Below are 25,824 nucleotides of genomic sequence, written 5' to 3' on the forward strand. Positions count from 1 at the left end.
GTTCAGCCCGCCGAGGGCTTCACGGGCGGTGCCACGGTGTCCATCGCCTCGGTGTCCAGCAGCTCCGGCTTCGCGGCCGCGCCCTTGCCGGTCAGCCGGGCCACGAACATCGGCTGCAACAACGCGTGGTCCTCGGCCCTGACCTGCTGTTTGCCCTTGGGTCCTTCGAAGGTCCAGCCCTCCAGGGCCTTCACCATCGCGGCCGGGTCGGTGGCGCTGCCCTCGGCGACGGCGTGCACGATCATCTGGGCCGCGGCGAAGCCGTCCGGGGTGAACAGGTCGGGCGTGCCGCCCTCCTTCGCCACCGAGTCGAGCATGGCCTTCTCCACCGCGTTGCCGCCGGCCGCGCCGGGGAAGTAGTGCGCCAGGAACGACACCTTGGACCCGGCCGCCCCGAAGACCGGGTACGAGGCGGTCCCCGCGAGGCCGGTGACGACCTTGCCCGCGCCGAGCACCCCCTGCTGGTCCAGTGCGGTCCACAGGGCCGGGGCGGTGGAACCGGCCCAGGCGACGAAGACCAGGTCCGGGCCGCCGGCCTTGACCTGCCGGGCGAACGGCGTCAGGTCCGTCGCGCTGGGCGGGGCCAGCACGGAGCCCACCTTGGCGCCCTTCGCGCCGAGCACCGCCTTCACGGCGGCGACGTTGGCCTGGCCGAACGTGGAGTCCTGGGCGAGGACCGTGACCTTCTTGCCCTCGGCGTCGCCGAGCATCGCGCCCGCCGTCAGGATGTCCTGGTAGGACTGGCGGCCCGAGCGGAACGTGTAGTCGTTGATGCCGGTCACCGCGTCGGTGGCCGCCGGGCCGCTCACGTACAGGACCTTGTTCTGCGCGGCGAGCGGTGCCATCTGGAGGGCGACGCCGGAGTCGGTGGTGCCGGCCAGCACCTTGTAGCCCTTGCCGATCAGGCTCTTCGCGGCGGAGACGGCCTTGCCGGGGTCGCCGGCGTCGTCCTGCTCGGTGACCTCGATGCGGTGGCCCGCGACCTCGCCCGTGCCCTTCGTCGCGTAGTCCAGGCCCGCCATGAAGCCGTCGCGGTACTGCTTGCCGTAGTCGGCGAGCAGCCCGGTGCGGGAGTAGACCAGGCCGACCTTCACGGTCGCGTCGCCGGCGGTCTTCCCGGACCCGCCGGAGTCGGACGCGCCCGCCTTCCCGGCGGCGGTGCAGCCGGTCAGCAGCAGACCGGCGGCGGCCAGTACGGCGACGGCACGGATGTCGTTGAGGGATCTGCTGGCTCTGCTGGCTCTGCGACGCATGGTGACCGGCTCCTCGGCGTGTTCCTGTGATGTCGCCGAACCGTATGAAGACCGCGCCGTCGTCGATATGGTGCAGGGAACCCCACCTGGCCCGGGAGGCGTGTGGGCGCCGCACATGGGCAGGGTCCGGAAGAAGTCAGGGGGCCGGATCCGGTGCCGTCAGGTCGATCAGCCGGCAGACCGTCTCGATGTCTATCTTCACCTGCGCGATCGACGCCCGGCCCGACAGCCAGGTGATCAGCGCCGAGTGCCAGGTGTGCTCGATGACCCGGACGGCCGAGAGCTGCTCGGTGGTCGGGTGGTCCAGCTCCATCGCGTCCAGGATGATCGCCGTCGTGAGCCGCGAGACCGTGTCCACCTCGGGGCTCACGCTGCGGTCCGCGAAGGTCAGCGCGCGCACCATCGCGTCCGCCAGGTGCGGTTCGCGCTGCATCGCGCGGAAGGCCCGCATCAGGGTGTCCGCGACCCGGTCCGCCGCGTCGTTCCCGACCGGAGGCCGTTTGCGGAGCGTTCCGTGCATGTGCTGGAGCTGGTCCTGCATGGTGGCGACCAGCAGATGGACCTTGGACGGGAAGTAGCGGTACAGGGTGCCCAGGGCCACTCCGGCGGCCTCCGCCACCTCACGCATCTGGACGGCCTCGAAACCGCCCCTGCTGGCGAGCTGGGCGCTGGCGTGCAGGATGCGGCGGCGGCGAGCCTCCTGGCGTTCCGTCAGGGGCGGCGATGCCGGTCTGGCTTCCGCTGTCATGTGTCCCATCCCCAGGCTTCTGTCCGCGACCGCGAGGCTGCGGCGGCCGGTCCGGCGGCGCACAGCATGCCAGGGTGTGTGTCGTGGCGCGAATCACCTGATCCGGCCGTCGCACCGTTGCTACCTGCCGGTAGATTCGTAGCTCATTGAACGATCCAGGCCGCGGCCGACCGGCATGTGGCGGTCGGTCTGTAACTTGTTCTAGATTAGCGCGAGCGGTTACGCTCCGGCGAACAAGCAGTGAGAAGGGGGCCGAGTGTGACCGCTGAGGCCATAGAGTCGGGCCCCCGTACGGGCGTCGAAACGTCGGGCACGGGCGCCGGTGACCGGCCCCTTCGCATCGCGCTCCTCACGTACAAGGGCAACCCCTTCTGCGGCGGCCAGGGCGTCTACGTGCGCCACCTGGCCCGGGAGCTCGCCCGCCTGGGCCACAGCGTCGAGGTGATCGGCGCCCAGCCCTACCCCGTGCTCGACGAGGGCGTCCCGCTCACCGAGCTGCCGAGCCTGGACCTCTACCGGCAGCCCGACCCGTTCCGCACCCCGAAGCCGGGCGAGTACCGGGACTGGATCGACGCCGCCGAGGTCGCCACCATGTGGACCGGCGGCTTCCCCGAACCGCTCACCTTCAGCCTGCGCGCCCGACGCCATCTCGCGGCCCGGCGCGGCGAGTTCGACGTCATCCACGACAACCAGACGCTCGGCTACGGCCTCCTCGGCGACCTCGGCGCCCCGCTCGTCACCACGATCCACCACCCCATCACCGTGGACCGGCAGCTCGACCTGGCCGCCGCCCCGACCCGCCGCCGCCGCGCCTCCGTACGCCGCTGGTACGCCTTCACCCGCATGCAGAAGCGCGTCGCGCGCAAGCTGCCGTCCGTGCTCACCGTCTCCGGCTCCTCCAAGCAGGAGATCGTCGACCACCTCGGCGTGCGCCCGGACCGCGTCCGCGTCGTGCACATCGGCGCCGACACCGACCTGTGGTCGCCCGACGCGTCCGTCGCCGAGGTGCCGGGCCGCATCGTCACCACCTCCAGCGCCGACGTCCCGCTCAAGGGCCTCGTCCACCTCGTCGAGGCACTGGCCAAGCTCCGTACCGACAACCCGGCGGCGCACCTCGTGGTCGTCGGCCGCCGGGCCGAGGACGGGCCGGTCGCCCAGGCCATCGAGCGGCACGGGCTCGGGGACGCCGTCGAGTTCGTCAAGGGCATCAGCGACACCGAACTCGTCGACCTGGTGCGCGGCGCCCAGATCGCCTGCGTCCCCTCGCTGTACGAGGGCTTCTCGCTGCCCGCCGCCGAGGCCATGGCCACCGGCACCCCGCTCGTCGCCACCACCGGCGGGGCGATCCCCGAGGTCGCGGGACCGGACGGCGAAACCTGTCTCGCGGTCCCGCCCGCCGACGCCGGGGCCCTCGCCGACGCGCTCGGCCGGCTGCTCGGCGACCCGGAGCTGCGCGCGACGCTCGGGGCCGCGGGCCGCGAACGGGTCCTCGCCCGGTTCACCTGGAAGCAGGCGGCGATCGGCACCGCCGCGCTCTACCGGGAGGCGATCGCGGCCCGCGCCGCCACCGGCCCCGGCGGCCGACGGTGACCACGCTCCCCACGCGCACCCTCAGACTCCGACCTCTCAGACTCCGACCTCTCGACCGCGAAAGCAGGCATTCGTGCTGACCGTGGACTTCACCCGCTTCCCGCTCGCCGCAGGCGACCGAGTGCTCGACCTGGGCTGCGGCGCCGGACGCCACGCCTTCGAGTGCTACCGGCGCGGCGCCCAGGTCGTGGCCCTCGACCAGAACGGCGAGGAGATCCGCGAGGTCGCGAAGTGGTTCGCCGCGATGAAGGAGGCGAGGGAGGCGCCCGAGGGCGCCACCGCCACCGCGATGGAGGGCGACGCGCTCAACCTGCCGTTCCCCGACGCGTCCTTCGACGTCGTGATCATCTCCGAGGTCATGGAGCACATCCCGGACGACAAGGGCGTCCTCGCCGAGATGGTCCGGGTCCTGAAGCCCGGCGGCCGGATCGCGATCACCGTGCCGCGTTACGGCCCCGAGAAGGTCTGCTGGACGCTCTCCGACGCGTACCACGAGGTCGAGGGCGGCCACATCCGCATCTACAAGGCCGACGAGCTGCTCGGCAAGATCCGGGGCGCCGGCCTCAAGCCGTACGGCACCCACCACGCGCACGCGCTGCACGCGCCCTACTGGTGGCTCAAGTGCGCCTTCGGCGTCGACAACGACAAGGCGCTGCCGGTGCGGGCCTACCACAAGCTGCTGGTCTGGGACATCATGAAGAAGCCGATGGCGACCCGGGTCGCCGAGCAGCTGCTCAACCCGGTCGTCGGCAAGAGCTTCGTGGCCTACGCGACCAAGCCGCACCTGCCCGGCCTGGCCACCGACGAGGCCCCCGTGCGGGCCGGCGACTCCGCTGAGGCCGAGGCGTGAGTCTTCCCGAGCGGACCGAACACCTCGTCCTGCCCGGAGTGCTCACCGCCGGGGAGGCCGCCGAGACCGTCGCCGCGGTGCTCGCCGTGCAGTGCGAGGACGGCGCGATCCCGTGGTTCCGCGGCCACCACCTCGACCCGTGGGACCACACCGAGGCAGCCATGGCCCTGGACGCGGCCGGCGAACACACCGCCGCGGAACGCGCGTACGAGTGGCTCGCCCGCAACCAGAACGAGGACGGCTCCTGGTACGCGGCCTACCACGACGGCGACCCGCTGCAGCCGACCGACCGCGGCCTGGAGACCAACTTCTGCGCCTACGTGGCCGTCGGCGTCTGGCACCACTACCTCGCCACCGGCGACGACGCGTTCCTCGACCGGATGTGGCCGACGGTCTTCGCCGCCGTCGAGTTCGTCCTGCGGCTCCAGCAGCCCGGCGGGGAGATCGGCTGGAAGCAGGAGGCCGACGGCACCCCGGTGACGGACGCGCTGCTCACCGGCTCCTCCTCCATCCACCAGGCCCTGCGCTGCGCCCTCGCCATCGCCGAGTGCCGCGAGGAGCCGCAGCCCGACTGGGAGTTGGCGACCGGGGCTCTCGGCCACGCGATCCGCAACCACCCGGAGCGCTTCCTCGACAAGAGCCACTACTCGATGGACTGGTACTACCCGATCCTCGGCGGCGCGATCGGCGGACCGGCGGCCCAGCAGCGGATCGACGAGGGCTGGGACCGCTTCGTCGTCCCGGACCTCGGCGTGCGCTGTGTGCTGCCGAACCCGTGGGTGACCGGCGGCGAGAGCTGCGAACTGGCACTGGCCCTCTGGGTGATGGGCGAGTCCGACCGGGCCCTGGAGGTCCTCCAGTCGATCCAGCACCTGCGCGCCGAGGGCGGGATGTACTGGACCGGGTACGTCTTCGAGGGCAACCGGGCGTTCTGGCCGGAGGAGCACACGGCGTGGACCGCCGGATCACTCCTGCTGGCGGTGGCCGCGCTCGGGGGGGACGAGGCGACCACCGCGGTCTTCAGCGGGGAAAGGCTGCCGAAGGGGCTGGAGCCGGACTGCTGCGGCTGAGACCGGGGGGTCTCCCGCGCTTTTTCAGTGGCGGATGCGGCCGGCGACCGCGTGTCCGATGAAGAGGTACACCACGGCGGCCAGACCGTATCCGCAGACGACGCGGGCCCATGCCGCGTCGAAGGTGAACAGGTCGTACGACCAGCCGGCGAGCCACCGGGCGCTGTGCTGCACGAAGTCGACCAGGTCATTGCCCCGGTTGGCGTCGAGCAGGTACATCAGGATCCACAGGCCGATGATGAAAGCCATGATGTCGGCCACCACGGCTATGACACGTGCTGCGGTGCTGCTTCCGTTGCCTCGTCTGTAAGACATGGATTCCGGGTTGCCCGTTTCGGCCGGGCGAAACCCGGACGGCGGCCCCGGGTGGCGGTGCGGCGCGGCCGCGGCCAGCCTGGCGGGGGAGTGCCGGGACCCGGCACTCCCCCGTGATGTCCCGGTCAGGAGGCCCGCCGTGCCCCGTTCCGTACCGCTCCGCCGCCTGCTCGTGGCACTGCTGCTGAGCTGTTCCGTGCTGGTGGGCAGCACCGCGTGCGGGGGCGGCGACGGCGACAGCGGTGCGAGCAGTTCGGCGTCGCCCACCGGTTCGTCGTCGGCCGAGGCGCAGAAGTTCGCCAAGACGCGGTTCGTCGCCAACGCGGGGCTCGCGGCGGGCGCCACGTACCAGTGGATCGTCAAGCCGTACCGCGCCGGGAAGTTCAAGAAGGGCGCGGACGGGCGGACCTTCGCGCTCGTCAAGGCCGGGCTCGCGGGCGGCTTCGCCTACAACCGGCTCAAGGCCGCCTCCGACAACGCCAAGGGCGACCCGCTGCTGTCCAAGGCGGTCGCCCCGCTGACCGCGGGCATCGCGTCGCTCAAGGGCATGGCCACCAAGCTCCGCAAGGGCGAGGCGGGCGACGGGGACGTCGGCGCGTTCGAGAGCGTCATCAACAGCATCAAGGACGCCGGGAAGAGCGCGGGCGCCGAGGTGAAGGACAAGGTGCCATCCACCTCGCAGCTCGGCGAATAACCGCGTGGAGGCAGGAGTACGGCCCCCGTAGGGTGCGGGCATGGCCCCCCTCGCGCATGAGCGCTACTGCGACGAAATCGTCCTGCTGACCGACGCCTTGAGGTCCGCGATCAGTGGCGCGGACCTCGACGCGACCGTCCCGACCTGCCCCGAGTGGACGCTGCGCGACCTCGCCGTCCACGTCGGCGGCGCCCATCGCTGGGCCGGCGAGATCGTCCGCACCCGCGCCACCGAGGAGCTCCCGGACGAGCAGGTGCCGGCGTTCACGCCCGACGGCGACGACCCCGCCGTGCTCGACGCCTGGCTGGCGGACGGGGCGGCCGGGACCGCCGGGGCGCTGAGGGAGGCGGGGCCGGCGGCGGAGGTCTGGTCGTGGTACCGGGACCGCGACGCGGGCTTCTGGGCGCGGCGGATGGCGATCGAGACGGTCGTCCACCTGGCGGACGCGGCACTGGCCGCGAAGGTGCCGTACACGATGGCGCCCGACCTGGCAGGCGACACGATCGACGAGTGGCTGGAGATCGTCGCCTTCGCTCAGGCCGAGGGGGACCCCGAGGCCGCGGAGCTGCGCGGTGAGGGCCGCTCCCTCCACCTGCACGCCACGGACGTGCCGGACGCCGAGTGGCTCATCGAGTTCGGCGAGGACGGGTTCACCTGGCGGCGGGCGCACGGGAAGGCGACCGTGGCCCTGCGGGGGCGGCTCACCGACCTGATGCTGGTCTTCAACCGCCGCCTGGCCCCGGACAGCGACCGCGTCGAGGTGCTGGGCGACGCGGAGCTGCTGGACTTCTGGCTGGCCCGGTCCTCCTTCGGCTGACCGGGGCGACGGGCCCGGCCGGTGTGCGAGCCGGGCGGAGCTGGTCCAAGCTGGACGGGCGGCTTGCCCCGTCCTGCCTGCCCAGCCCGCCCCGTCCCGCCCGTCCTGCCAGGAGGTGCCGATGGACCCGGTCCGCGCCCTGGAACGGATCGCCTTCCTGCTGGAGCGCGGCAGGGCCGAGACGTACCGCGTCCAGGCCTTCCGCACCGCCGCCCGCACGGTGGCGGCGATGCCCGACGGCGAGGCCGTGGAGCGGGTGACCAATGGCTCCCTGGAACAGGTCAAGGGCATCGGTCCCCGCACCGCCCAGGTGATCCGTGAGGCGGTCGCCGGGCAGACGCCCGCCTACCTGGAGCGGCTGGAGACGGAGGCCGCGCGGAGCGGCCCGCTCGCGGAGGGCGGTGAACGGCTGCTCGCCCTGCTGCGCGGTGACTGCCATCTGCACTCCGACTGGTCGGACGGCGGCAGCCCGATCGAGGAGATGGGCCGTGCGGCGGCGGAACTCGGCCACGCATGGGCGGTCCTCACCGACCACTCGCCCCGGTTGACGATCGCGAACGGGCTCTCGCCCGAGCGGCTGCGGGAACAGCTCGACGTGGTGGCCGAACTCAACGAACGCTGGGCGCCCTTCCGCCTGCTGACCGGCATCGAGTGCGACATTCACCTCGACGGCTCCCTCGACCAGGAGGACGACCTGCTCGAACGCCTCGACCTCGTCGTGGTCTCCGTGCACTCCAAGCTGCGGATGGACCCCGGCCCGATGACCCGGCGCATGGTCGCCGCCGTCCGCCACCCCCAGGCCAACGTCCTCGGCCACTGCACCGGGCGCCTGGTCACCGGCCGGGGCCGCCCCGAGTCGGGGTTCGACGCGGACGAGGTCTTCGCGGCCTGCGCCGAGGCGGGCACGGCGGTCGAGATCAACAGCCGCCCGGAGCGGCTCGACCCGCCCCGGCGGCTCCTGCGGCAGGCCGTGGACGCGGGCACGTTCTTCGCCGTCGACACCGACGCACACGCCCCCGGACAGCTCGACTGGCAGATCTACGGCTGCGCCCGCGCCGAGGAGTGCGAGGTCCCGGCGGAACGGGTCGTCACGACGTGGACGGCGGACGAACTGCTCGGCTGGACCCGCGAGGGCCGGATCCCCGCCGGTGATCGGGCGGAGTCCTGAACCACGGCTTCCGGCCTCGGACGCTACTGCCGCGCAGGGGAGTTGCTCCCCTGTCGGGCTGGTGCGGATGTTGCTGGTGAGGAAGCATGGGTGTGCGCGGTACGGGGGTCGTGCGCGCAACCGATGTGCGACTTGAAGAGGGCCGATGACTGACGAGCAGGGCACCCGGACGCCGGTGGACGGAATCGACACGGGCACGCCGCATTCGGCGCGGGTGTGGAACTACTGGCTGGGCGGCAAGGACAACTACGAGGTGGACCGTCGGCTCGGGGCGACGATGGAGGAGCTGTACCCACAGATCATCGACATAGCGCGCGCCTCCCGCGCGTTCCAGGCGCGAGCGGTGCGCTACCTGGCCGGGGAGGCGGGGATACGGCAGTTCCTGGACCTCGGCACCGGTCTGCCGACGGCGAACGCGACGCACGAGGTCGCCCAGGGCGCCGAGCCGACGGCACGCATCGTGTACGTGGACAACGACCCGATCGTCCTGGCACACGCGCGCGCCCTGCTGACCAGCCGGCCCGAAGGGGCGACGGACTACGTGCACGCGGACCTGACGGACGCGAAGACGGTGCTGCGCGAGGCCGCCCGGACCCTGGACCTCGACAAGCCCGTGGCGGTGATGGTGCTCTCGACGCTGGGACACGTCGCGGACTCGGGCGAGGCCGCGGCGCTGCTCCGCAGCTACCTGGACGCGCTGCCCGCGGGCAGTCACCTGATGCTGTGCGACACCATCGGGACTCCGGAGACCGAGGCCGGGTCCGAGGAGTATGCCAGTGGCGGGGCCATGCCCTACATCTCGCGCCCCAAGGAGATCATGGCGACCTTCGCGGACGGACTCGACCTGGTGGAACCGGGCTTCGGCTCGATCAGCCTGTGGCGCCCCGAAGAGCCCCTCGTCGGTGAGCCGGTCGACCAGTGGGGTTTCGTGGCCGCCAAGCGGTAGTGGCAGCGGTGCCTACTGGTTGAGCTCGGCGAGCACCCGCAGGGTGTGCGGGTCCGGCGCCGTCACCAGGAGGTCGGTGACCGGGCCCTTGCGCCACAACTCCAGCCGTTCCGCGATGCGTTCGCGGGGGCCGACCAGTGAGATCTCGTCGGCGAACGCGTCCGGGACGGCCAGCACCGCCTCCTCCTTGCGCCCCTCCAGGAACAGCCGCTGGATCCGCCGCGCCTCCTCCTCGAAGCCCATGCGCGCCATCAGGTCCGCGTGGAAGTTGCGGGCCGCGGCGCCCATGCCGCCGATGTAGAAGCCGAGCATCGCCTTCACCGGCAGCAGCCCCTGGGCGACATCGTCACAGACCTGCGCGCGGGCCATCGGCGCGATCATGAACCCCTCGGGGAGGCCGCTCAGCGAGGCCTCGTACACATCGGTGCGCAGCGGCGACCAGTACAGCGGCAGCCAGCCGTCCGCGATCCGGGTGGTCTGGGCGATGTTCTTCGGCCCCTCGGCGCCCAGCAGCACGGGGAGCCCGGCGCGCAGCGGATGTGTGATCGGCTTCAGCGGCTTGCCGAGGCCGGTCGCGTCCGGGCCGTTGTACGGATGCGCGTGGAACCGGCCGTCCAGGGCGACGGGCGCCTCGCGGCGCAGCACCTGGCGCACGACGTCGACGTACTCGCGGGTCGCGGTGAGCGGGCTGCGGGGGAACGGCCGCCCGTACCAGCCCTCCACGACCTGTGGGCCGGACAGCCCGAGGCCGAGCATCATCCGGCCGCCGGAGAGGTGGTCCAGCGTCAGGGCGTGCATCGCGGTGGCGGTCGGGGTGCGGGCCGCCATCTGCGCGATGGCGGTGCCCAGCCGGATGCGGGAGGTGTGGGCGGCGATCCAGGTCAGCGGGGTGAAGGCGTCCGAACCCCAGGCCTCGGCCGTCCACACCGACGCATAGCCCAGCTCCTCCGCCTCACGGGCGAGTTCCAGATGGGCTGGATTCGGGCCGCGGCCCCAGTAACCGAGTGCGAGTCCGAGCCGCATTCCGCTGCCTCCCAGGCTGACTGACGTTGCATCAGATATTGCCGGAGGGTACGACAGCGGCCCCCCGCCCGGAAGGGGCGGGGGGCCGCTGTCGTTGGTGCGTGCGCCGGGGCGTCAGCCGCGCTGGATGCCCGTGGTGTCCTGGAGGACACCACGACGGCCGTCCTGCGTCTGGGCGATGAGGCTCGGACCGCGCTGCTCGACCGCGAGGTACCAGGTGCCCGGCGCCAGTTCGGCGATCGGGGCCGGCGAACCGTCCTCGCCGTACAGCGGACGGGCCACCGGCACCGCGAACCAGAACGGGGTGAAGTCACCGGCGGGCGCGGCCTGCTGGGCGGGAGCCTGAGCCTGCTGCGGCTCGGGCTGACCGCCTTGCGGCTGACCGGCCTGCGGCTGACCGCCGAACGCCGGCGCCTGGCCCTGCGGCTGACCACCGTAGGACGGCTGCTGCGCACCCGGGTAGCCATAGCCCTGGCCCGGCTGACCACCGTACGGCGGCTGCACGGCCTGCGGCTTCGGGGCACCCGCCAGCGGGGCCTTGAGGGCCGGGACCAACGGGGAGGCGACGGCACCCCCGGCCAGCGCCAGGGAGGCGATCAGGCCGAGGATCAGTCCGGCGCCGGCGTCGATCTGACCGAGGTCGATGATCGTCCAGAACAGGCTCCACGCGGTGAACACCGTGGCGGCGACACCGAACTGGGCCAGGTCGAGACCGGCGACCTTGCGCGGCTGGGGCTGCGAACGGGACAGCACGATCAGTGCGGCACCGATCACGCCGACCATGTAGACACCGATCGCGTTCCCCAGGGAGTCCCAGGAGTTGGGCGCGTCGACGCTGGTGCTTCCGTAGTCGAAGTAATCGAGGAAAGAGGCGATGAACAGCACGACCGCTGCTCCGATCACCACGCCATCGCCTCGAGTGAGGGAGCGGATATTCACGTGAAGGTCCTTAGTCGGTCGTCTCGTCGGGGCGGTCGTCGCTGCCACCGGTACGGCGGGTACGGCGCGAAGCTCGGGAGCGGCCCCCCATCGTACGGATGAATCTATCGTCTGCCCGGGCGGGTTGCGCCCCTGCCCGGTCCTTGGGCGGGCATCCTCCCGAATTCATCGCAGAACCACCTCTTACCTACCCCTTGAGGTAGCTGCTGATGCCGTCCGCGATGCCCTGGGCCGCCTTCTGACGCCAGCCCGCGCTGGTGAGCAGGGCGGCATCCTTCGGGTCACGCATATTGCCGCATTCGATGAAGACTTTGGGGACGGTCGACAAATTCAGTCCGCCGAGATCCTTGCGCGTGTCCAAACCGGTATTGCCGCCGATGTAATTGGAAGGCGCACTTCCGGTAGCGCGTACGAAGAGTCCGGCGATCCGGGTCCCCAGATCGCGCGAAGGACCCACGATCTTCGAGGTGTCCGCGCCCCCGCCGCGCACCGATGCGGGAAGAATCACATGGAAGCCGCGGTTCCCCGCCGCCGAACCGTCCGCGTGGACGGAGACGACCGCGTCCGCCCCGGCCTTGTTGCCGATCCGGGCCCGCTCGTCCACACAGGGGCCGAACGCCCGGTCGTCGTCGTACGTCAGGACGACCTTCGCGCCCTGCGCCTGGAGCAGTGTCCGCAGCCGGTGCGAGACGTCGAGCGTGAACCGGGCCTCCGCGTAACCGGAGTTGGTGGAGGTGCCGGTGGTGTCGCACTCCTTGTGCGTGGTGCCGATGTCCACCTGGCGGTTGATCTCGGCGGTGTGCAGGTGGTTGTCCGGGTTGTGGCCCGGGTCGATGACGACCGTCTTCCCGGACAGCGGCCCGGACACGGTCTCCGGCGCGGTCGGTGAGGGGGAGGCGGCACGCTTCGACGGGGACGGACTCGTACGCGCCGGGGACGGCGCAGCCGGGGAGGCGGGAGCGGACGCGGCCGCCGAGGACGGGACCGCGTCACCGCCCTTCCCGGGCTGCGCCTGCGCGGCGCCGCCACCGCCGCAGCCGGCCACGCCCAGACACAGCAGGGTCAGACCCGCGGCGGCCGACAGGGCGGGGCGGCGGGGGGTGGGGGGAGCACTCTCGTCGTGACGCACCCGGCGATGCTATCGGGGAGCCCGCGCGCTGTCCGGAGGGATCAAAGGCCGGTCCGGACGAGGCCGCCCGTAGCCCGCGTGCGGGCCGGGGCGCGCTCCCGGGGCCGCCCGGGAAGCCCGCACGCTGCCGGGCGCGCTCAGATCCCCGGACCCGTACGCCGCAGCACCCGCAGCGAGTCCGTGACGGAGATCTCGGCGAACGCCCCCGACGCCAGCGCCCGCAGGTACACCCGGTACGGGGCCTGACCGCCGTGCGCGGGGTCCGGGAACACGTCGTGGATCACCAGCAGCCCGCCCTCGGCGAGATGCGGGGCCCAGCCCTCGTAGTCGCCGTTCGCGTGTTCGTCGGTGTGGCCGCCGTCGATGAAGACGAGGCCGAGCCGGCCGCCCCAGACCGCCGCCACCTGCGGCGAACGTCCCACGAGCGCCACCACGTGGTCCTCCAGACCGGCGGCGTGCAGCGTCCTGCGGAACGTGGGCAGCGTGTCCATCCGGCCCACCTCGGGGTCCACCACCGTCGGGTCGTGGTACTCCCAGCCGGGCTGCTGCTCCTCGCTGCCCCGGTGGTGGTCGACGGTGAGAGCGGTGACACCCGCCGCACGCGCCGCGTCGGCGAGCAGGATGGTGGAGCGCCCGCAGTACGTGCCCACCTCCAGCAGCGGCAGACCGAGCGCGGCCGCCTCGGCGGCGGCGGCGTACAGCGCGAGTCCCTCGACCACCGGCATGAAGCCCTTGGCGGCCTGGAACGCGGCGAGAATCTCCGGCTTGGGCTCGGCGGCCACGGGGTTCCTCCTGGTGGGACGGGGCGTTTCGACGGCGCCCCATCGTGCCGCACACCCCGGCCGACGCGCTCGGCGGGGGTGTGCGGCGGTGAGGGAGCGTTCAGCAGCTCTGCCAGAGCCGCGTCATGACGCGGACGCCGAAACGCAGTCCCTCCAACGGGACGCGCTCGTCCACGCCGTGGAAGAGCCGGCCGTAGTCCAGGTCGTGCGGGAGCTTCAGGCCCTTGAAACCGAAGCAGCGGATGCCCAGGTGCGTGAAGGCCTTGGCGTCCGTACCGCCCGGATTGCAGTACGGCACCGGGTGGCCGTCCGGGTCCTCGGCGCGCACCGCGTCGCACATGGCGTCGACGAGCGGGCCGTCGAACGTCGTCTCCATCGCGATGTCGTGGTTGACCCACTCGCGGGTGACCGAAGGCAGCAGGAGCCGGTCGATGGTGTCGATCAGTTCCTGCTCGTGGCCGGGCAGGAAGCGGCCGTCGACGCGCGCGGTCGCCTTCCCGGGGATCACGTTGGTCTGGTATCCGGCGTTGAACATGGTGGGGTTCGCCGAGTTGCGGAGCACCACCTGCATGAAGTCGGAGACCGGGCCGAGCCTGGCGAGAGTGCCCTCGATGTCGTTCTCGTCGAACTCGACACCGTAGAGCCGGGCGGCCTCTTCGAGCAGTGCGCGGACCGGCTCGATCAGCCGGATCGGGAAGGTCTCGCGGCCGATCCGGGTCAGCGACTCGGCGAGGTCGGTGACGGCGTTCTCGTCATTGGGGGAGGAGCCGTGGCCGGCCCGGCCGGTCGCGGTGAGCTCCATCCACGCCATGCCGCGCTGGGCGTTCTCGATCGGGTAGAGGCGCCGGGTGTCGTCGAGGGCGAAGGAGAACCCGCCGCCCTCGCCGATCGCCTCGGTGACTCCGGCGAACAGCTCCGGACGGTGCTCGACCAGCCAGTGGGCGCCGAACCTGCCACCCGCCTCCTCGTCGGCGAGGAAGGCCAGGACCAGGTCCCGCGAGGGCTGCGCGGCGGTGCGGGCGAAGTGGCGGGCGGTGGCCAGCATGACGGCCACCGTGTCCTTCATGTCGATCGCGCCGCGGCCCCACAGGTAGCCGTTCCGGATCTCGCCGGAGAACGGCGGCACCTGCCACTCGGAGGCGTCGGCGGGGACCACGTCCAGGTGACCGTGGACCAGCAGAGCACCGCGCCCCGGATCGCGGCCCGCGATCCGGGCGATGACGCTGGCGCGGCCCGGCGCCGACTCGATCAGCTCCGACGCGATGCCCACCTCGGCGAGCCGGCTCACCACCCACTCGGCGGCGGCGCGCTCGTCGCTCGTGGGGTTGGACGTGTCGAACCTGATCAGCTCGGCGCAGAGGTCCACGACTTCGGCCTGGGCCTCGTCGGAGGCCGGGACCAGGGGGGTGGCCGGGGCGGGGACGGTGCTCATGCTGCTCCCACGGGGGTGGTGGTGCGGGCGTCGGGGACGGCGTCGCCCTCGTCGTCCAGGGCGGAGGTGCCGTACGGCTTCACCCAGCCCAGCAGGCCGAGGACGCTGTAGAGGACGAAGGCGGTGGCCAGGGAGTTCAGGGCCGGGATGCCGCCGTCGTAGAACTTGCCGACGCAGAACGCCGCGATCCAGATGGCGATCGACATCGGGACCCAGGTCGGCGAGGACTTCGGCAGGGTCTCGGACTCCCGGGTGTCGTCCAGTGGCTTGCGCATCTTCTTCACGACCCAGTACTCGGCCACGATGATGCCGCCGATGGGCGGGATGGCGACGCCGAGGATCGTGAGGAACTCGGTGAAGTGGGTCATGATGCCGACCGCGGACAGGAGGGTGCCCGCGATGCCGAGGACGATCGTGACCACACCGCGGTGGACGCGCCTGCCGAAGACGACCTGGAAGAAGTTGACGACGCCGAGCGAGGAGCCGTACAGGTTCCAGTCGTTGATCTTGGCGGTGGACATCAGGACCACGATGACGCCGAAGGCGCCGGACGTGGAGAGCACGATGTGCGAGACCTCGTTGCTCTTGACCAGGTGGCCGAGCAGCACACCGGTCAGGCCGACGAGGTACTCGGACAGGATCATCGACGAGGCGCTCTGCAGGAAGACGTGCGAGCCCTTGCGGTTGTAGCGGGTCATCTCCGGGGAGACGATCGCGCCCGTCATGTAGCCGCCCGCGATGGCGGTGGCGGCGACGGCGAGGGGGATCGTGTCACCGGGCGGCGGCGAGTGGATCAGGTCGCTGAACGAGTGGTCGTTCAGGGTGGTGATGACGGACCAGGCGACCATCGCGAAGAAGAGCGGGGTGACGATCTTCGCGAAGTTCGCCATGTACTTGAAGCCGAAGATCACCAGGGCGGTGATGGCGATGCCCGCGAACACGCACCACATCCAGGACGGCCCGCCGACGAGCGCCGAGACGCTGTTGCCGAAGATCGTGTTCTGGACGCCGAACCAGCCGACGAGGCTGACCGCGATGACGAAGCTGACCAGCGCGGAGCCGTTGCGGCCGAAGCCCACCCAGCGCGTCAGCATCGGGGTCGCCAGACCCTCGCGCATACCGGCCAGACCGATCGCGAAGATCACGACCTCCAGGATCACCGCGCCGAGCGTGAAGGCGAGGAAGGCGTCGCCGAAGGTCATGCCGACGCCGATGGTGGCGCCCAGCGTGAACTGCGAGATCGAACCGGACTGGGCCAGCCACTGGAGCAGCATGGACCAGAAGCCGAACCGCTTGTCGCGCGGGACGCGCGAGAGCGAGTAGTCGTCGCTGCCGATGCTCTTGGTCTCGTGGACCACGGCGTCGGCCTGCGGGGCGGCTGCCATCAGGACTCCTGGGGTGTGCGGCCGAAGGTCTGCAGGTGAGCCAGCGACCCGTAGCGACGGACGAGGTTGTCGAACTCCACCGCGTCGTGGAAGTCCAGGTGGCCGCCGCCGTAGGCCTTGGCGACCTCCACGGCGTAGCGGGCTGCGGACGCGATGTCGCTCTCGTGACTGGCGCCGGTACCGCAGCCCGGCACCGCGGCGGCCGAGGTGATGGCCAGGCCGATGACCGGGGCGGCCGTCGCGGTGGCGGGCTGGAGGATCGAATTGATGTGGTGTGCACCATTACCGTACGGCGTGATGTCCTGCGTGGTCACGGGGTACGTGACCAACGGCTCACCGGTCACCACGGCCAGCAGTTCGCCCAGCTGCTCGTTGACCCGGAGTACCCAGCCCTCCTTGACGGTGGGCGACAGGGCGAGGCCCTTGTGGTTGATGATCCGGTTGCCCTTGGTGGTGTCGATGGAGAGCACGGCCTCCATCTCGCCGGTCACCTCGTGCCGGTTCATGGTGGCGATGTCCACGGGCGAGCCCATGAACGGCACCGGGTCGTGCGGCTCGGTCGGCGCGTTCGGGCAGATGTGCGTGGCGACGATCACGTCGCCGGGGAGCACGTCGCCGCGGCGGCGCATGTCGAGCAGCTTGGCGGCGGTGGCGAGGGCCGAGACCGCGCCGTCGGCGTCGGAGACCATGCCGGTCACCTCGGGCCGGGCGCCGATGCCGCCGAGCCGGCCGACGACCCCCAGGGTGCGGGCGCCGCCTCCGCCCGTACGTCCCCGGGAGCCCGGGATGCGGACCATCACGAAATCCGTCGAACCCCGCTCACCGGCGACCGTGGTGACCTGTGCGGACGAGCCCTCGGCCCCAGCCACGGAGTCGAGGTACTCGACGACCGTCTTGCCGTTGGCCTGGGGATCGTCCAGAAGATCGACGATGTCCAGTACGTACTTCAACATGGGGGGCCTTTCTCGCGCATCCATCACACCCGTCCGGCGCCCGGCAGGGAGTGGGGCGCCGGACGGGGTGCTGAGAGCAGAGTCGGGATCGGATAGCGTGGGGCGCAACCATTTCCCGTTATCTGCAACTCAGGTCTGAATGGTGAGATCACGATGAGGGACTTCGATCTGGACCGGCGCACCCCCGCCGGGGCCCTGCAAACCGTCGACCGGGCGCTCCTCGTGCTGCTCGCGTTCGAGCGAACCAGACCCGACTGGGGCGTCACCGAGGTCGCGGAGGAGTTCGGCTGGGACACCTCGGTGGCCCAGCGGCTGCTCGCCACCCTCGCGGGGCGCGGCTTCCTCGTCTCCGACCCGGCCACCCGCCGCTACCGCATCGGCCCCGCCGTGCTGCGCCTGGGCAGGCTCTGGGAGCGTTCCGGATCGCTGGAGCTGCTGGCCGGGCCGGTCCTGGAGGAACTGCGGCGGGTCACCGGCGACACCGTGCTGTTCTGTCTGCCGGACAGCTTCCACATGCGGTGCGTGGCCGCCGAGGAGGGCGAGAGCGGGCCGCTGCGCTACTACCCGCTGGTCGGCGAGCTCTACCCGGCGCACGCCGGGGCCACCAGCAAGTCGTTCTACGCCTATCTGCCGGACGAGCAGCGCCACCGGCTGTTCCGGGGACGCCCGATGGCCCGGTTCACGGACCGGACGGTCACCGATCCGGACCTGTTGGAGCGGGAGCTCCTGAAGGTCCGGGCCCAGGGGTACGCCTGGACGGTCGGCGAGTACGACACCGGCGTCGCGACCGTCGCCGTACCGGTCTTCCTCGGGCGCGAACCGTACGGAAGCCTCAGTCTGGGCGGGGCCGAGGAGCGGTTCGAGGGGGCGCCGGAGAACCGTCTCGACGCGCTGCGGCAGGCCGCCGACCTGCTGGAGAAGCGCCTGACCCACCCGCCGCAGCGCCCGAAGCCCAAGCCCCGCCGCACACGGGTCACCTGACCCGCAGTCAGTATCCACGCACCCGCACGACCGCCCCGATGAGAACCCCCGCGAGGAACCCCGTGAATCTGCTCCTGCTCTCCAACTCCACCCAGCACGGCCGTGGTTACCTGGAACACGCCCTCGACACGGTCGCCGCCTTCCTGCCCTCCGGCGCCAGGCTCGCCTTCGTGCCCTACGCACTCGCCGACTACACCACGTACACCGCACGGGTCCGGGACGCCCTCGAACCGGTCGGCATCAGCGTTCGCGGCGTCCATGAGAACGCCGATCCGGTCGCCGAACTCGCCGCCTCCGACGCCGTGTTCGTCGGCGGCGGGAATTCGTTCCGGCTGCTGAGCGCGCTCTACCGCACCGGGCTGCGGGACGCCGTCACCCGGGCGGTACGCGAGGGGCTGCCGTACATGGGGGCCAGCGCGGGGACGAACATGGCGGCACCCACCCTCCGTACGACCAACGACATGCCCATCGTGCAGCCGCCGTCCTTCGAGACACTCGGGCTGGTCCCCTTCCAGATCAACCCGCACTACCTGGACCCGGACCCGGAGAGCACCCACAAGGGTGAGACCCGTGAGGAGCGGCTCACGGAGTTCCTGGAGGAGAACGACGTGCCCGTGCTGGGTCTGCGCGAAGGCTCATGGCTGCACGTCGACGGACGCCAGGCCCGGGTCCAGGGCGCCCGCCCCGCACGGCTGTTCACCCGCGGCGCGCGGCCGCAGGAGCTCCTGGTGGGGGCGGACGTCTCTCATCTGCTCACGACCGCGCCCCGGTTCGACGCGCCGGTGCGCTGACCGGCAGGACCAGATCGGTCTCGGCCCGAGCCCCGTCCGCCGGGTACGCCGCGGGCCGGGCCCGCGGCGCGTGTCCGGTGGCCGATCCGGCCAGGACGAAGCTGCCGTGACCGGGGGCGGCGAGCGCGTAGCGGCCCTGCGCGTCCGTCGTGGTGAGTCCGGCCTGCCGGCCGTGCCGGTCGATCAGGGTCACGTTGGCCCCGGCCACCGGTGTCCCGTCCGCCTCCAGCACGCGGCCGCGGAAGCCGTCGGAGCCCGCGAACGGGTGCGGAACGGCGGGCAGCGGCTCGCCGGCCTCGCGTGCGGCGGCGTCGGCCGCGCTGCTCGCCAGCAGCACCGGCGCGGCGGCCTTTCGCGGCGACGGCAGGAAGGCCGCCAGTACGAGACCGACCAGCACCGCTCCCGTAGCGATCATGAACGAGGTCCGGAACCCCTCCATGCTGGGCACCGAGACCGGCCCCATCCGCACCGAGGTGTTCGCCAGCACCATGCCGATCACCGCGCTCGACACCGAGGTGCCGATCGAGCGCATCAGGGTGTTCAGCCCGTTGGCCGCACCCGTCTCCGAGGCGTCGACCGCCCCGATGATCAGTGCGGGCAGCGAGGAGTACGCGAGTCCGATACCGGCCCCGAGCAGCACCGCGATCACGATGGTCTGCCAGGGGGCGCTCATCAGGCCGAGCCCGGCACCGTAGCCGATCGCGATGACCAGCAGGCCGAGCATCAGCGAGACCTTGGGGCCGTACCGGGCGGAGATCCGCGCGTACAGCGGGGCGACGAACATCATCGTCAGGCCGAGCGGGGCCACGCACAGTCCGGCGACCACCATCGACTGGCCGAGGCCGTAACCGGTGGAGGCCGGCAGCTGGAGCAGCTGCGGAAGGACCAGCGAGACGGCGTAGAAGGCGACCCCGACCATGATCGAGGCGAGGTTGGTGAGCAGCACCTCGCGCCGGGCCGTGGTCCGCAGGTCGACCAGCGGCGCGTCGCTCCGCAGCTCGAAGACGCCCCAGAGCAGGAGGACCACCAGGGCGGCGGCGATCAGGCCGAGCGTGGTGCCCGAGGTCCAGCCCCAGTCGCTGCCTTTGGTGATGGGCAGCAGCAGGAGGACCAGGCCGAGCGAGAGGCCGAGTGCGCCCGTGACGTCGAACCGCCCGGGTGCGCGCCGCGAGGTCTCGGGCACCGCGAGCACGGTCAGCCCCATGGCCAGCACCCCGAGAGCGGCCGAGCCGAAGAAGAGGGTGTGCCAGTCGGCGTGCTGGGCGACCAGCGCGGCGGCGGGCAGCGCGAGTCCGCCGCCCACTCCGATCGAGGAAGACATGAGCGCCATCGCGGAGCCGAGCTTCTCGCGCGGCAGCTCGTCGCGCATGATCCCGATGCCCAGCGGGATGGCGCCCATGGCGAAGCCCTGGAGCGCACGGCCCACGATCATGATCACGAGGTCGTCGGTGAACGCGCATATCAGCGAGCCGACCACCATCACGGCAAGACTGGCCAGCAGCATCTTCCGCTTGCCGTTGAGGTCTCCGAGGCGACCCATGATCGGGGTCGAGACGGCTCCGGCGAGCAGGGTCGCCGTCATCACCCAGGTCGCGTTCGACGGGGTGGTGTTCAGAAGGGCGGGCAGGTCCTTGATGACGGGGACGAGCAGGGTCTGCATCACTGCGACGGTGATGCCCGCGAAGGCGAGCACGGGGACGATCCCGCGGCCCGCCTTCGATGTCCGTGGATCAGGAAGCTCCGCGGCGGGCTTCTCGTGCGTCGTCTGTGGCATGCGTGCGGCCTCCGGGCGGCAAAAGAGGAGGGGTGGGGCGGGAGAGCGGTCCCTGCGGCGGGCAGCGCTGACCGCCAAGTACGTGCAGGTTGAAACCTTCCGTACGCCCGCGGTATTCCGGTGAATAGGGAAAGAACAGGTCAAGGCGACCGGCAGGGTCCGAAGTGAGGGCTCATCTGACCTTCCGTCAGATTGGAACGTGTTCTACTCTTGCGCCGTTCCAGTGGCTGCGACCGGCGAGGATCCGCATGGGCATCGGAATCACCGAAGAACACAGGGAACTCGCACAGTCCGTGCGGGGATGGCTGTCACGTGCCGTACCGCCGGGCGAAATCCGCGCACTGCTCGACGCGGACGTCCCCGCTGCCTCCGGCGCACGCCCCGCGCACTGGGACGGTCTCGCGGAGCAGGGGCTGCTGGGCATCCATCTGCCCGAGGCGTACGGCGGCGGGGGCGGCGATCTCCTCGACCTGGCCGTCGTCCTCGAAGAGACGGGCCGCGCCGCGCTGCCGGGTCCCTACCTCGGCAGCGTCCTCGCCTCGGCCGTCCTGCACGCCTCGGGCGCCGGCGAACTGGTGCGCGACCTGGCGGCCGGTACGCGCATCGGAGCCGTCGCGCTCGGCCCCGGCACCCTCACCGCCGTCGCGCACAAGGACGGCCACCTCCTGGACGGCGCACTGCCACCGGTGCTCTCCGGCGCCGAGGCCGACCTGCTCCTGCTCCCGGCCGCCTCGGCCACCGGCCTGCGCTGGTTCGCCGTGGACGCCGCCGCACCGGGCGTCACCGTGCGACCGCACCGCAGCGCCGACCCCACCCGGCCCACGGCCGCGGTCCGCGCCGACGGGGTCCTGGCCCCCGCCGCACGCGCCCTGCGCGCCGACTCGGCTCTCGTCCGCGACCTCGCCGCCGTCCTCCTCGCCGCCGAGGCCTGCGGCACCGCGGCCCGCTCGCTGGACACCGCCACCGAACACGCCAAGGTCCGCGAACAGTTCGGCCGCCCCATCGGACAGTTCCAGGGCGTCAAGCACCTGTGCGCCGACATGCTCGTACGCGTCGAACAGGCCCGCGCCCTGGTCTGGGACGCCGCCCGGGCGGCCGGCGCGCCGGACGAGGTACGGGGCCTGACCGCCGCACTCGCCGCCGCGACCGCCCTGGACGCGGCGTACGGCTGCGCCAAGGACGCCATCCAGATCCTCGGCGGCATCGGCTTCACCTGGGAGCACGACGCCCACCTGTACCTGCGCCGCGCCCTGGTGGCACGGCAACTGCTGGGCGCCGGGGACGACCACCGGCAGCGGGCCGTCCGTCTGGCCGCAGGCGGTGCGCGCCGCGAACTCGCCCTGGAACTCCCCGCGCACGCGGCGGAGCACCGCTCGGCGGCCCGCGAGGCCGTCGCCGCCGCCCGCGGGCTCGACCCGGGAGCCGCCCGCCGCGCCCTCGCGCCCACCGGGTACGCGGCCCCACACCTGCCGGAGCCCTACGGACTCGGCGCCGGGCCCGTACAACAGCTGGCCGTCCAACAGGAGTTGCGCGAGCAGGGCGTGAAGCTGAGCGATCTCGGGATCGCCACCTGGGTGGTGCCCTCCCTCCTCGCACACGGGACCGCCGAGCAACAGGACCGCTACCTCCTGCCCACCCTGCGCGGCGAACTCCTCTGGTGCCAGCTGTTCTCCGAACCCGGCGCCGGCTCCGACCTCGCCTCGCTGCGCACCCGCGCCGAACGGACCCCCGAGGGCTGGCGGATCAACGGCCAGAAGGTGTGGACGAGCGCCGCCCAGTGGGCCGACCACGGCATCCTGCTCGCCAGGACCGACCCGGACGCACCCAAGCACCAGGGGCTCGGCTACTTCCTCGTCGACATGAAGAACACCGAGGGCATCGACATCCGCCCCCTGAAGGAGATCACCGGCGACTCCCTCTTCAACGAGGTGTACTTCGACGACGTCCTGCTGCCCCACGACGCCCTCGTCGGCGAGGCCGCCGGCGGCTGGCGGGTCGCCCGCAACACCCTGGGCAACGAACGCGTCCACATGGCCGACCAGGTGGCCTTCGACACCGGGCTGGAAGCCCTGATCGACCGCGCCGAAGGGCTCGACGGCGCCTGCCGGACCCGGATCGGGGCGCTGGCCGCCGAGGCCCACGCGCTGGCCTGCATCGGGCTGCGCACCACGCTCCAGCAGGTCTCCGGCCTCGATCCGGGCGCGGGAGCCTCCGTGCGCAAGCTCGTCCAGACGGTCCACCAGCAGAAGGTCGCCGAACTCGCCCTCGAACTCCTCGGCCCGGACGGGGCGGTCCGCGAAGGGCCGGGGGAGCGGGCGGTGCACGGCTTCCTGATGTCCCGCTGCCTCACCATCGCGGGCGGCACCACCCAGGTTCAGCTCAATGTCGTCGCCGAGCGCATCCTCGGCCTCCCTCGGGACTGAAGGGACACCCCCATGAAGGCATACATCGTCGGTGTCGGAATGACGAAGTTCGAGAAGCCCGAGACCCGCGACTGGCAGTACTGGGACATGGTCCGGGAGGCCGGTACCGCCGCCCTCACCGATGCCTCCGTCACGTACGAGGACATCGAGCAGGCCGCCGTCGGCTACTGCTTCCAGCCCTCCACCGCCGGGCAGCGCGCCGTCTACGAACTCGGACTGACCGGCGTACCCGTCTACAACGTCAACAACAACTGCGCCACCGGCTCCACCGCCCTGATGATGGCCCGCCAGTTCGTCGAGGGCGGCGGCAGCGACTGCGTCCTGGCCCTCGGCTTCGAGAAGATGGCGCGCGGATCGCTCGGCGGGGGCGGGGCCGACGGCGGCGCGGGCGACTTCAAGACGTCCCCGGTGGCCCGGCACTACGGCATCATGGCCGCCGCCCACGGCTTCGAGATGACCCCGCCCACCGCGCAGATCTTCGGCAACGCCGCCCGGGAGCACATGGAGCGGTACGGGACCACGGAGGCACAGCTCGCCGCGGTCGCCGCGAAGAACCACCGCCACTCGGCCGGCAACCCGTACGCCCAGTTCCAGGACCCGTACACGGTCGACGAGGTCCTCGCCGCCAAACCGATCCACCGCCCCCTCACCCGGCTCCAGTGCTCCCCGACCTCCGACGGGGCGGCGGCGGCCGTCGTCGTCTCGGAGCGCTTCGTCGAGCGGCACGGCCTCGGTGACCGGGCCGTCGAGATCGCCGCCCAGGCCATGACGACCGACACCGACGCCTCCTTCGCCTCCGGGACCTGCATCGACGCGGTCGGGCTGCCCATGTCCCGGGAGGCGGCGCGGCAGGTGTACGAGAGGGCCGGCGTCGGCGCGGACGACCTCGACGTGATCGAGCTCCACGACTGCTTCTCCATCAACGAGCTCCTCACCTACGAGGCGCTCGGGCTGTGCGGAGAGGGCGAGTCCGGGGCGCTCGTCGAGTCCGGCGCCACCACCCACGGAGGCCGCTGGGTGGTCAACCCGTCCGGCGGCCTGATCTCCAAGGGGCACCCGCTCGGCGCCACGGGGATCGCCCAGGCCGCCGAACTCACCTGGCAGCTCAGGGGAGAGGCCGGCCCCCGTCAGGTTCCGGACGCCCGGACCGGGCTCGCCCACAACATCGGACTCGGCGGAGCGGCGGTGGTGACCCTCCTGCGCCGCTGAGCCTCCGGATTCCCGGTCCTACGCCGCTGGACCGAGGCCGCTACGGTCCTACGCCGCTGGACCGAGGCCGCTACGGTCCGGAAACCGATGTACGGGGTCCGTGGCGGCTGCGACCATGACCTCCATGGTTGATGTCTCGACGCCCACACGCCGTACCGGCGGCACCCGGACCCGTACCTGGGCGGTCGTGCTCGCCGCCTGCACCGGTCAGTTCCTCGTCGTCCTCGACGTGTCCGTCGTCAACGTGGCACTCCCTTCCATGCGCACCGACCTGGGGCTCAGCGCCGCGGGCCTCCAGTGGGTGCTCAACGCGTACTCGATCGCCTTCGCCGGATTCATGCTGCTCGGCGGGCGGGCGGCCGACCTCTACGGCCGCAAGCGGATGTTCCTCGTGGGCCTCGGCCTGTTCACCGCCGCCTCCCTCGCCGGCGGACTGGCCCAGGAGGGCTGGCAGTTGCTCGCCGCCCGGGCCGGCCAGGGGCTCGGCGCCGCCGTGCTCGCCCCGGCGACCCTCACCCTGCTCACCGCGGCCGTCCCCGAGGGACCGGCCAGGACCAGGGCGATCGGCACCTGGATGGCCGTCGGTGCGGGCGGTGGCGCGGCCGGCGGGCTGATCGGCGGGGTGCTCACCGACGCCCTGTCCTGGCGGTGGGTCCTGCTCATCAACGTGCCCGTCGGGGTGCTCGTCCTGGTCGGCGCCGCCCTGTGGCTCGCCGAGGGCCGGGCCGGTGGGCGCAGCCGGATCGACCTGCTGGGCGCCCTGCTCGTCACGGCGGGCCTGGCCTCGGTCGCGTACGGCATCGTGCAGACCGAGGAATCGGGCTGGCGCGCCGCCGCGACCCTGGTGCCGCTGCTGGGCGGGTCTGCCCTGCTCGCGCTGTTCGTCCTGGTGGAGGCCCGGACGGCGAAGCCGCTGATGCCGTTGCGGGTGCTCGGGGTGCGTGCCGTGGCGGCGGCGAACGTGGCGATGCTCGTGATCGGCTCGGCCACCTTCTCCATGTGGTACTTCATGACCGTGTACGCGCAGAACGTGCTGGGCTACTCCGCGCTGGAGGCCGGGCTCGCCCTGATCCCGACTTCCGTGGCCATCGTGGTCGGCTCCAAGTGCGCCCCGCGGCTGATGGCCCGGACCGGGGCGAAGAACCTGGCGCTGATCGGCACGGCGATGGCCGCCGCGGGCTTCGGCTGGCAGTCCACGATGACGGCCGACGGCTCGTACCTCACCGCGGTCTGTCTGCCCGGCGTCCTGATGATGGCCGGCACCGGCCTCGCGGCCACCCCGCTCGCCACGCTCGCCACCTCGGGCGCGGCCCCCGGCGAGGCCGGACTGGTCTCCGGACTCGTCAACACCTCCCGCACGATGGGCGGCGCCCTCGGCCTCGCCGTACTCTCCACGGTCGCCGCGGCCCGCACGGACGGCTCCACGAACCCGGTGGAGCTCACGGCCGGCTACGCACTGGCCTTCCGGACGGCGGGCGGAGTGCTGCTCGGCGGACTGCTGCTGAGTGTCCTCTGGCTGCCCCGGCACGGGTCGGCGAAGCGCTGAGTCCAC

At 72.0% G+C, this 25,824-nt stretch carries 23 protein-coding genes; 12 read left to right on the plus strand and 11 right to left on the minus strand.

The window, feature by feature from the left end; genetic code table 11:
• Window positions 1-2: 2 nt before the first annotated feature.
• Both ACFYPA_RS12800 and ACFYPA_RS12805 read right to left on the minus strand, forming a co-directional pair.
• Window positions 3-1,253 (minus strand): substrate-binding domain-containing protein, encoded by a 1,251-nt coding sequence (locus ACFYPA_RS12800; protein ID WP_389131516.1) that lies wholly within the window; start codon window positions 1,251-1,253, stop codon window positions 3-5.
• A gap of 136 nt (window positions 1,254-1,389) precedes the next feature.
• Window positions 1,390-2,001 carry a TetR family transcriptional regulator gene (locus ACFYPA_RS12805; RefSeq protein WP_359081329.1) on the minus strand — a complete coding sequence of 204 codons (612 nt, stop codon included), beginning with the start codon at window positions 1,999-2,001 and terminating at the stop codon, window positions 1,390-1,392.
• 258 nt (window positions 2,002-2,259) lie between these two features.
• Here ACFYPA_RS12805 and ACFYPA_RS12810 point away from each other — a divergent pair, with 258 nt between their 5' ends.
• The 3 genes from ACFYPA_RS12810 (at window position 2,260) to ACFYPA_RS12820 (ending at window position 5,511) form a co-directional block, all read left to right on the plus strand.
• Entirely contained in the window at window positions 2,260-3,591 is a 1,332-nt protein-coding gene (locus ACFYPA_RS12810; protein WP_359318457.1) for a glycosyltransferase family 4 protein, read from the plus strand.
• Between the two features lie 73 nt (window positions 3,592-3,664).
• Complete coding sequence (locus ACFYPA_RS12815; RefSeq protein WP_389131519.1) at window positions 3,665-4,441, plus strand: class I SAM-dependent methyltransferase; 777 nt, start codon at window positions 3,665-3,667, stop codon at window positions 4,439-4,441.
• Window positions 4,438-5,511 (plus strand): prenyltransferase, encoded by a 1,074-nt coding sequence (locus ACFYPA_RS12820; protein WP_359081323.1) that lies wholly within the window; start codon window positions 4,438-4,440, stop codon window positions 5,509-5,511. The genes ACFYPA_RS12815 and ACFYPA_RS12820 overlap by 4 nt, the downstream gene beginning before the upstream one ends.
• 24 nt (window positions 5,512-5,535) lie before the next feature.
• Here ACFYPA_RS12820 and ACFYPA_RS12825 read toward each other — a convergent pair whose 3' ends face one another.
• Window positions 5,536-5,826 (minus strand): hypothetical protein, encoded by a 291-nt coding sequence (locus ACFYPA_RS12825; protein WP_359081322.1) that lies wholly within the window; start codon window positions 5,824-5,826, stop codon window positions 5,536-5,538.
• Window positions 5,827-5,965: 139 nt separating this feature from the next.
• Between ACFYPA_RS12825 and ACFYPA_RS12830 the strand changes: the two genes are divergently transcribed.
• The 4 genes from ACFYPA_RS12830 (at window position 5,966) to ACFYPA_RS12845 (ending at window position 9,451) form a co-directional block, all read left to right on the plus strand.
• A complete protein-coding gene (locus ACFYPA_RS12830; protein WP_359081320.1) occupies window positions 5,966-6,520 on the plus strand; it encodes a hypothetical protein in 555 nt (184 codons plus the stop codon).
• Window positions 6,521-6,560: 40 nt separating this feature from the next.
• Window positions 6,561-7,337, plus strand: a complete 777-nt coding sequence (locus ACFYPA_RS12835) for a maleylpyruvate isomerase family mycothiol-dependent enzyme (RefSeq protein ID WP_389131524.1) — start codon at window positions 6,561-6,563, stop codon at window positions 7,335-7,337.
• A 121-nt stretch (window positions 7,338-7,458) separates the two neighbouring features.
• Complete coding sequence (locus ACFYPA_RS12840; RefSeq protein WP_389131527.1) at window positions 7,459-8,505, plus strand: PHP domain-containing protein; 1,047 nt, start codon at window positions 7,459-7,461, stop codon at window positions 8,503-8,505.
• A gap of 145 nt (window positions 8,506-8,650) precedes the next feature.
• A complete protein-coding gene (locus tag ACFYPA_RS12845; RefSeq protein ID WP_389131529.1) occupies window positions 8,651-9,451 on the plus strand; it encodes an SAM-dependent methyltransferase in 801 nt (266 codons plus the stop codon).
• Between the two features lie 12 nt (window positions 9,452-9,463).
• Here ACFYPA_RS12845 and ACFYPA_RS12850 read toward each other — a convergent pair whose 3' ends face one another.
• The 7 genes from ACFYPA_RS12850 to ACFYPA_RS12880 form a co-directional block, all read right to left on the minus strand.
• Entirely contained in the window at window positions 9,464-10,474 is a 1,011-nt protein-coding gene (locus tag ACFYPA_RS12850; protein WP_359081314.1) for an LLM class F420-dependent oxidoreductase, read from the minus strand.
• A 114-nt stretch (window positions 10,475-10,588) separates the two neighbouring features.
• On the minus strand, window positions 10,589-11,380 hold the full coding sequence (locus tag ACFYPA_RS12855; protein ID WP_359318469.1) for a hypothetical protein: 792 nt from the start codon (window positions 11,378-11,380) through the stop codon (window positions 10,589-10,591).
• Between the two features lie 220 nt (window positions 11,381-11,600).
• Window positions 11,601-12,542 carry an N-acetylmuramoyl-L-alanine amidase gene (locus ACFYPA_RS12860; RefSeq protein ID WP_389131534.1) on the minus strand — a complete coding sequence of 314 codons (942 nt, stop codon included), beginning with the start codon at window positions 12,540-12,542 and terminating at the stop codon, window positions 11,601-11,603.
• Window positions 12,543-12,679: 137 nt separating this feature from the next.
• Window positions 12,680-13,324 (minus strand): class I SAM-dependent methyltransferase, encoded by a 645-nt coding sequence (locus tag ACFYPA_RS12865; protein ID WP_389131537.1) that lies wholly within the window; start codon window positions 13,322-13,324, stop codon window positions 12,680-12,682.
• 100 nt (window positions 13,325-13,424) lie between these two features.
• The gene (locus tag ACFYPA_RS12870) at window positions 13,425-14,756 is read right to left on the minus strand and encodes a M20/M25/M40 family metallo-hydrolase (protein WP_389131540.1); all 1,332 of its coding nucleotides are present in this window, start codon (window positions 14,754-14,756) and stop codon (window positions 13,425-13,427) included.
• Window positions 14,753-16,141 (minus strand): cytosine permease, encoded by a 1,389-nt coding sequence (locus ACFYPA_RS12875; protein ID WP_359318473.1) that lies wholly within the window; start codon window positions 16,139-16,141, stop codon window positions 14,753-14,755. Before ACFYPA_RS12875 ends, ACFYPA_RS12870 begins: the two co-directional genes overlap by 4 nt.
• Entirely contained in the window at window positions 16,141-17,094 is a 954-nt protein-coding gene (locus tag ACFYPA_RS12880; RefSeq protein ID WP_359081302.1) for a DUF1177 domain-containing protein, read from the minus strand. Before ACFYPA_RS12880 ends, ACFYPA_RS12875 begins: the two co-directional genes overlap by 1 nt.
• Window positions 17,095-17,247: 153 nt before the next feature.
• On the opposite strand from ACFYPA_RS12880, the gene ACFYPA_RS12885 reads away from it, so the two are divergent.
• Both ACFYPA_RS12885 and pepE read left to right on the plus strand, forming a co-directional pair.
• Window positions 17,248-18,075: an IclR family transcriptional regulator gene (locus ACFYPA_RS12885; RefSeq protein WP_359350837.1), complete on the plus strand. Its 828-nt coding sequence runs from the start codon at window positions 17,248-17,250 to the stop codon at window positions 18,073-18,075.
• A gap of 62 nt (window positions 18,076-18,137) precedes the next feature.
• Window positions 18,138-18,866 carry a dipeptidase PepE gene (gene pepE, locus ACFYPA_RS12890; RefSeq protein ID WP_359081299.1) on the plus strand — a complete coding sequence of 243 codons (729 nt, stop codon included), beginning with the start codon at window positions 18,138-18,140 and terminating at the stop codon, window positions 18,864-18,866.
• On the opposite strand, the gene ACFYPA_RS12895 is transcribed toward pepE, so the two are convergent.
• Window positions 18,829-20,640 (minus strand): MFS transporter, encoded by a 1,812-nt coding sequence (locus ACFYPA_RS12895; protein ID WP_389131545.1) that lies wholly within the window; start codon window positions 20,638-20,640, stop codon window positions 18,829-18,831. The two genes, pepE and ACFYPA_RS12895, sit on opposite strands and share 38 nt — an antisense overlap.
• A 248-nt stretch (window positions 20,641-20,888) precedes the next feature.
• Between ACFYPA_RS12895 and ACFYPA_RS12900 the strand changes: the two genes are divergently transcribed.
• From ACFYPA_RS12900 to ACFYPA_RS12910, 3 genes are all read left to right on the plus strand, one after another.
• A complete protein-coding gene (locus tag ACFYPA_RS12900) occupies window positions 20,889-23,063 on the plus strand; it encodes an acyl-CoA dehydrogenase (RefSeq protein WP_389131548.1) in 2,175 nt (724 codons plus the stop codon).
• Between the two features lie 12 nt (window positions 23,064-23,075).
• On the plus strand, window positions 23,076-24,272 hold the full coding sequence (locus ACFYPA_RS12905) for a lipid-transfer protein (RefSeq protein ID WP_359081294.1): 1,197 nt from the start codon (window positions 23,076-23,078) through the stop codon (window positions 24,270-24,272).
• A 115-nt stretch (window positions 24,273-24,387) separates the two neighbouring features.
• On the plus strand, window positions 24,388-25,818 hold the full coding sequence (locus ACFYPA_RS12910) for an MFS transporter (protein ID WP_389131551.1): 1,431 nt from the start codon (window positions 24,388-24,390) through the stop codon (window positions 25,816-25,818).
• Window positions 25,819-25,824: the final 6 nt, after the last annotated feature.

Origin of the sequence: Streptomyces sp. NPDC005775 (genome assembly GCF_042871565.1) — a bacterium.
Lineage (GTDB): Bacteria > Actinomycetota > Actinomycetes > Streptomycetales > Streptomycetaceae > Streptomyces.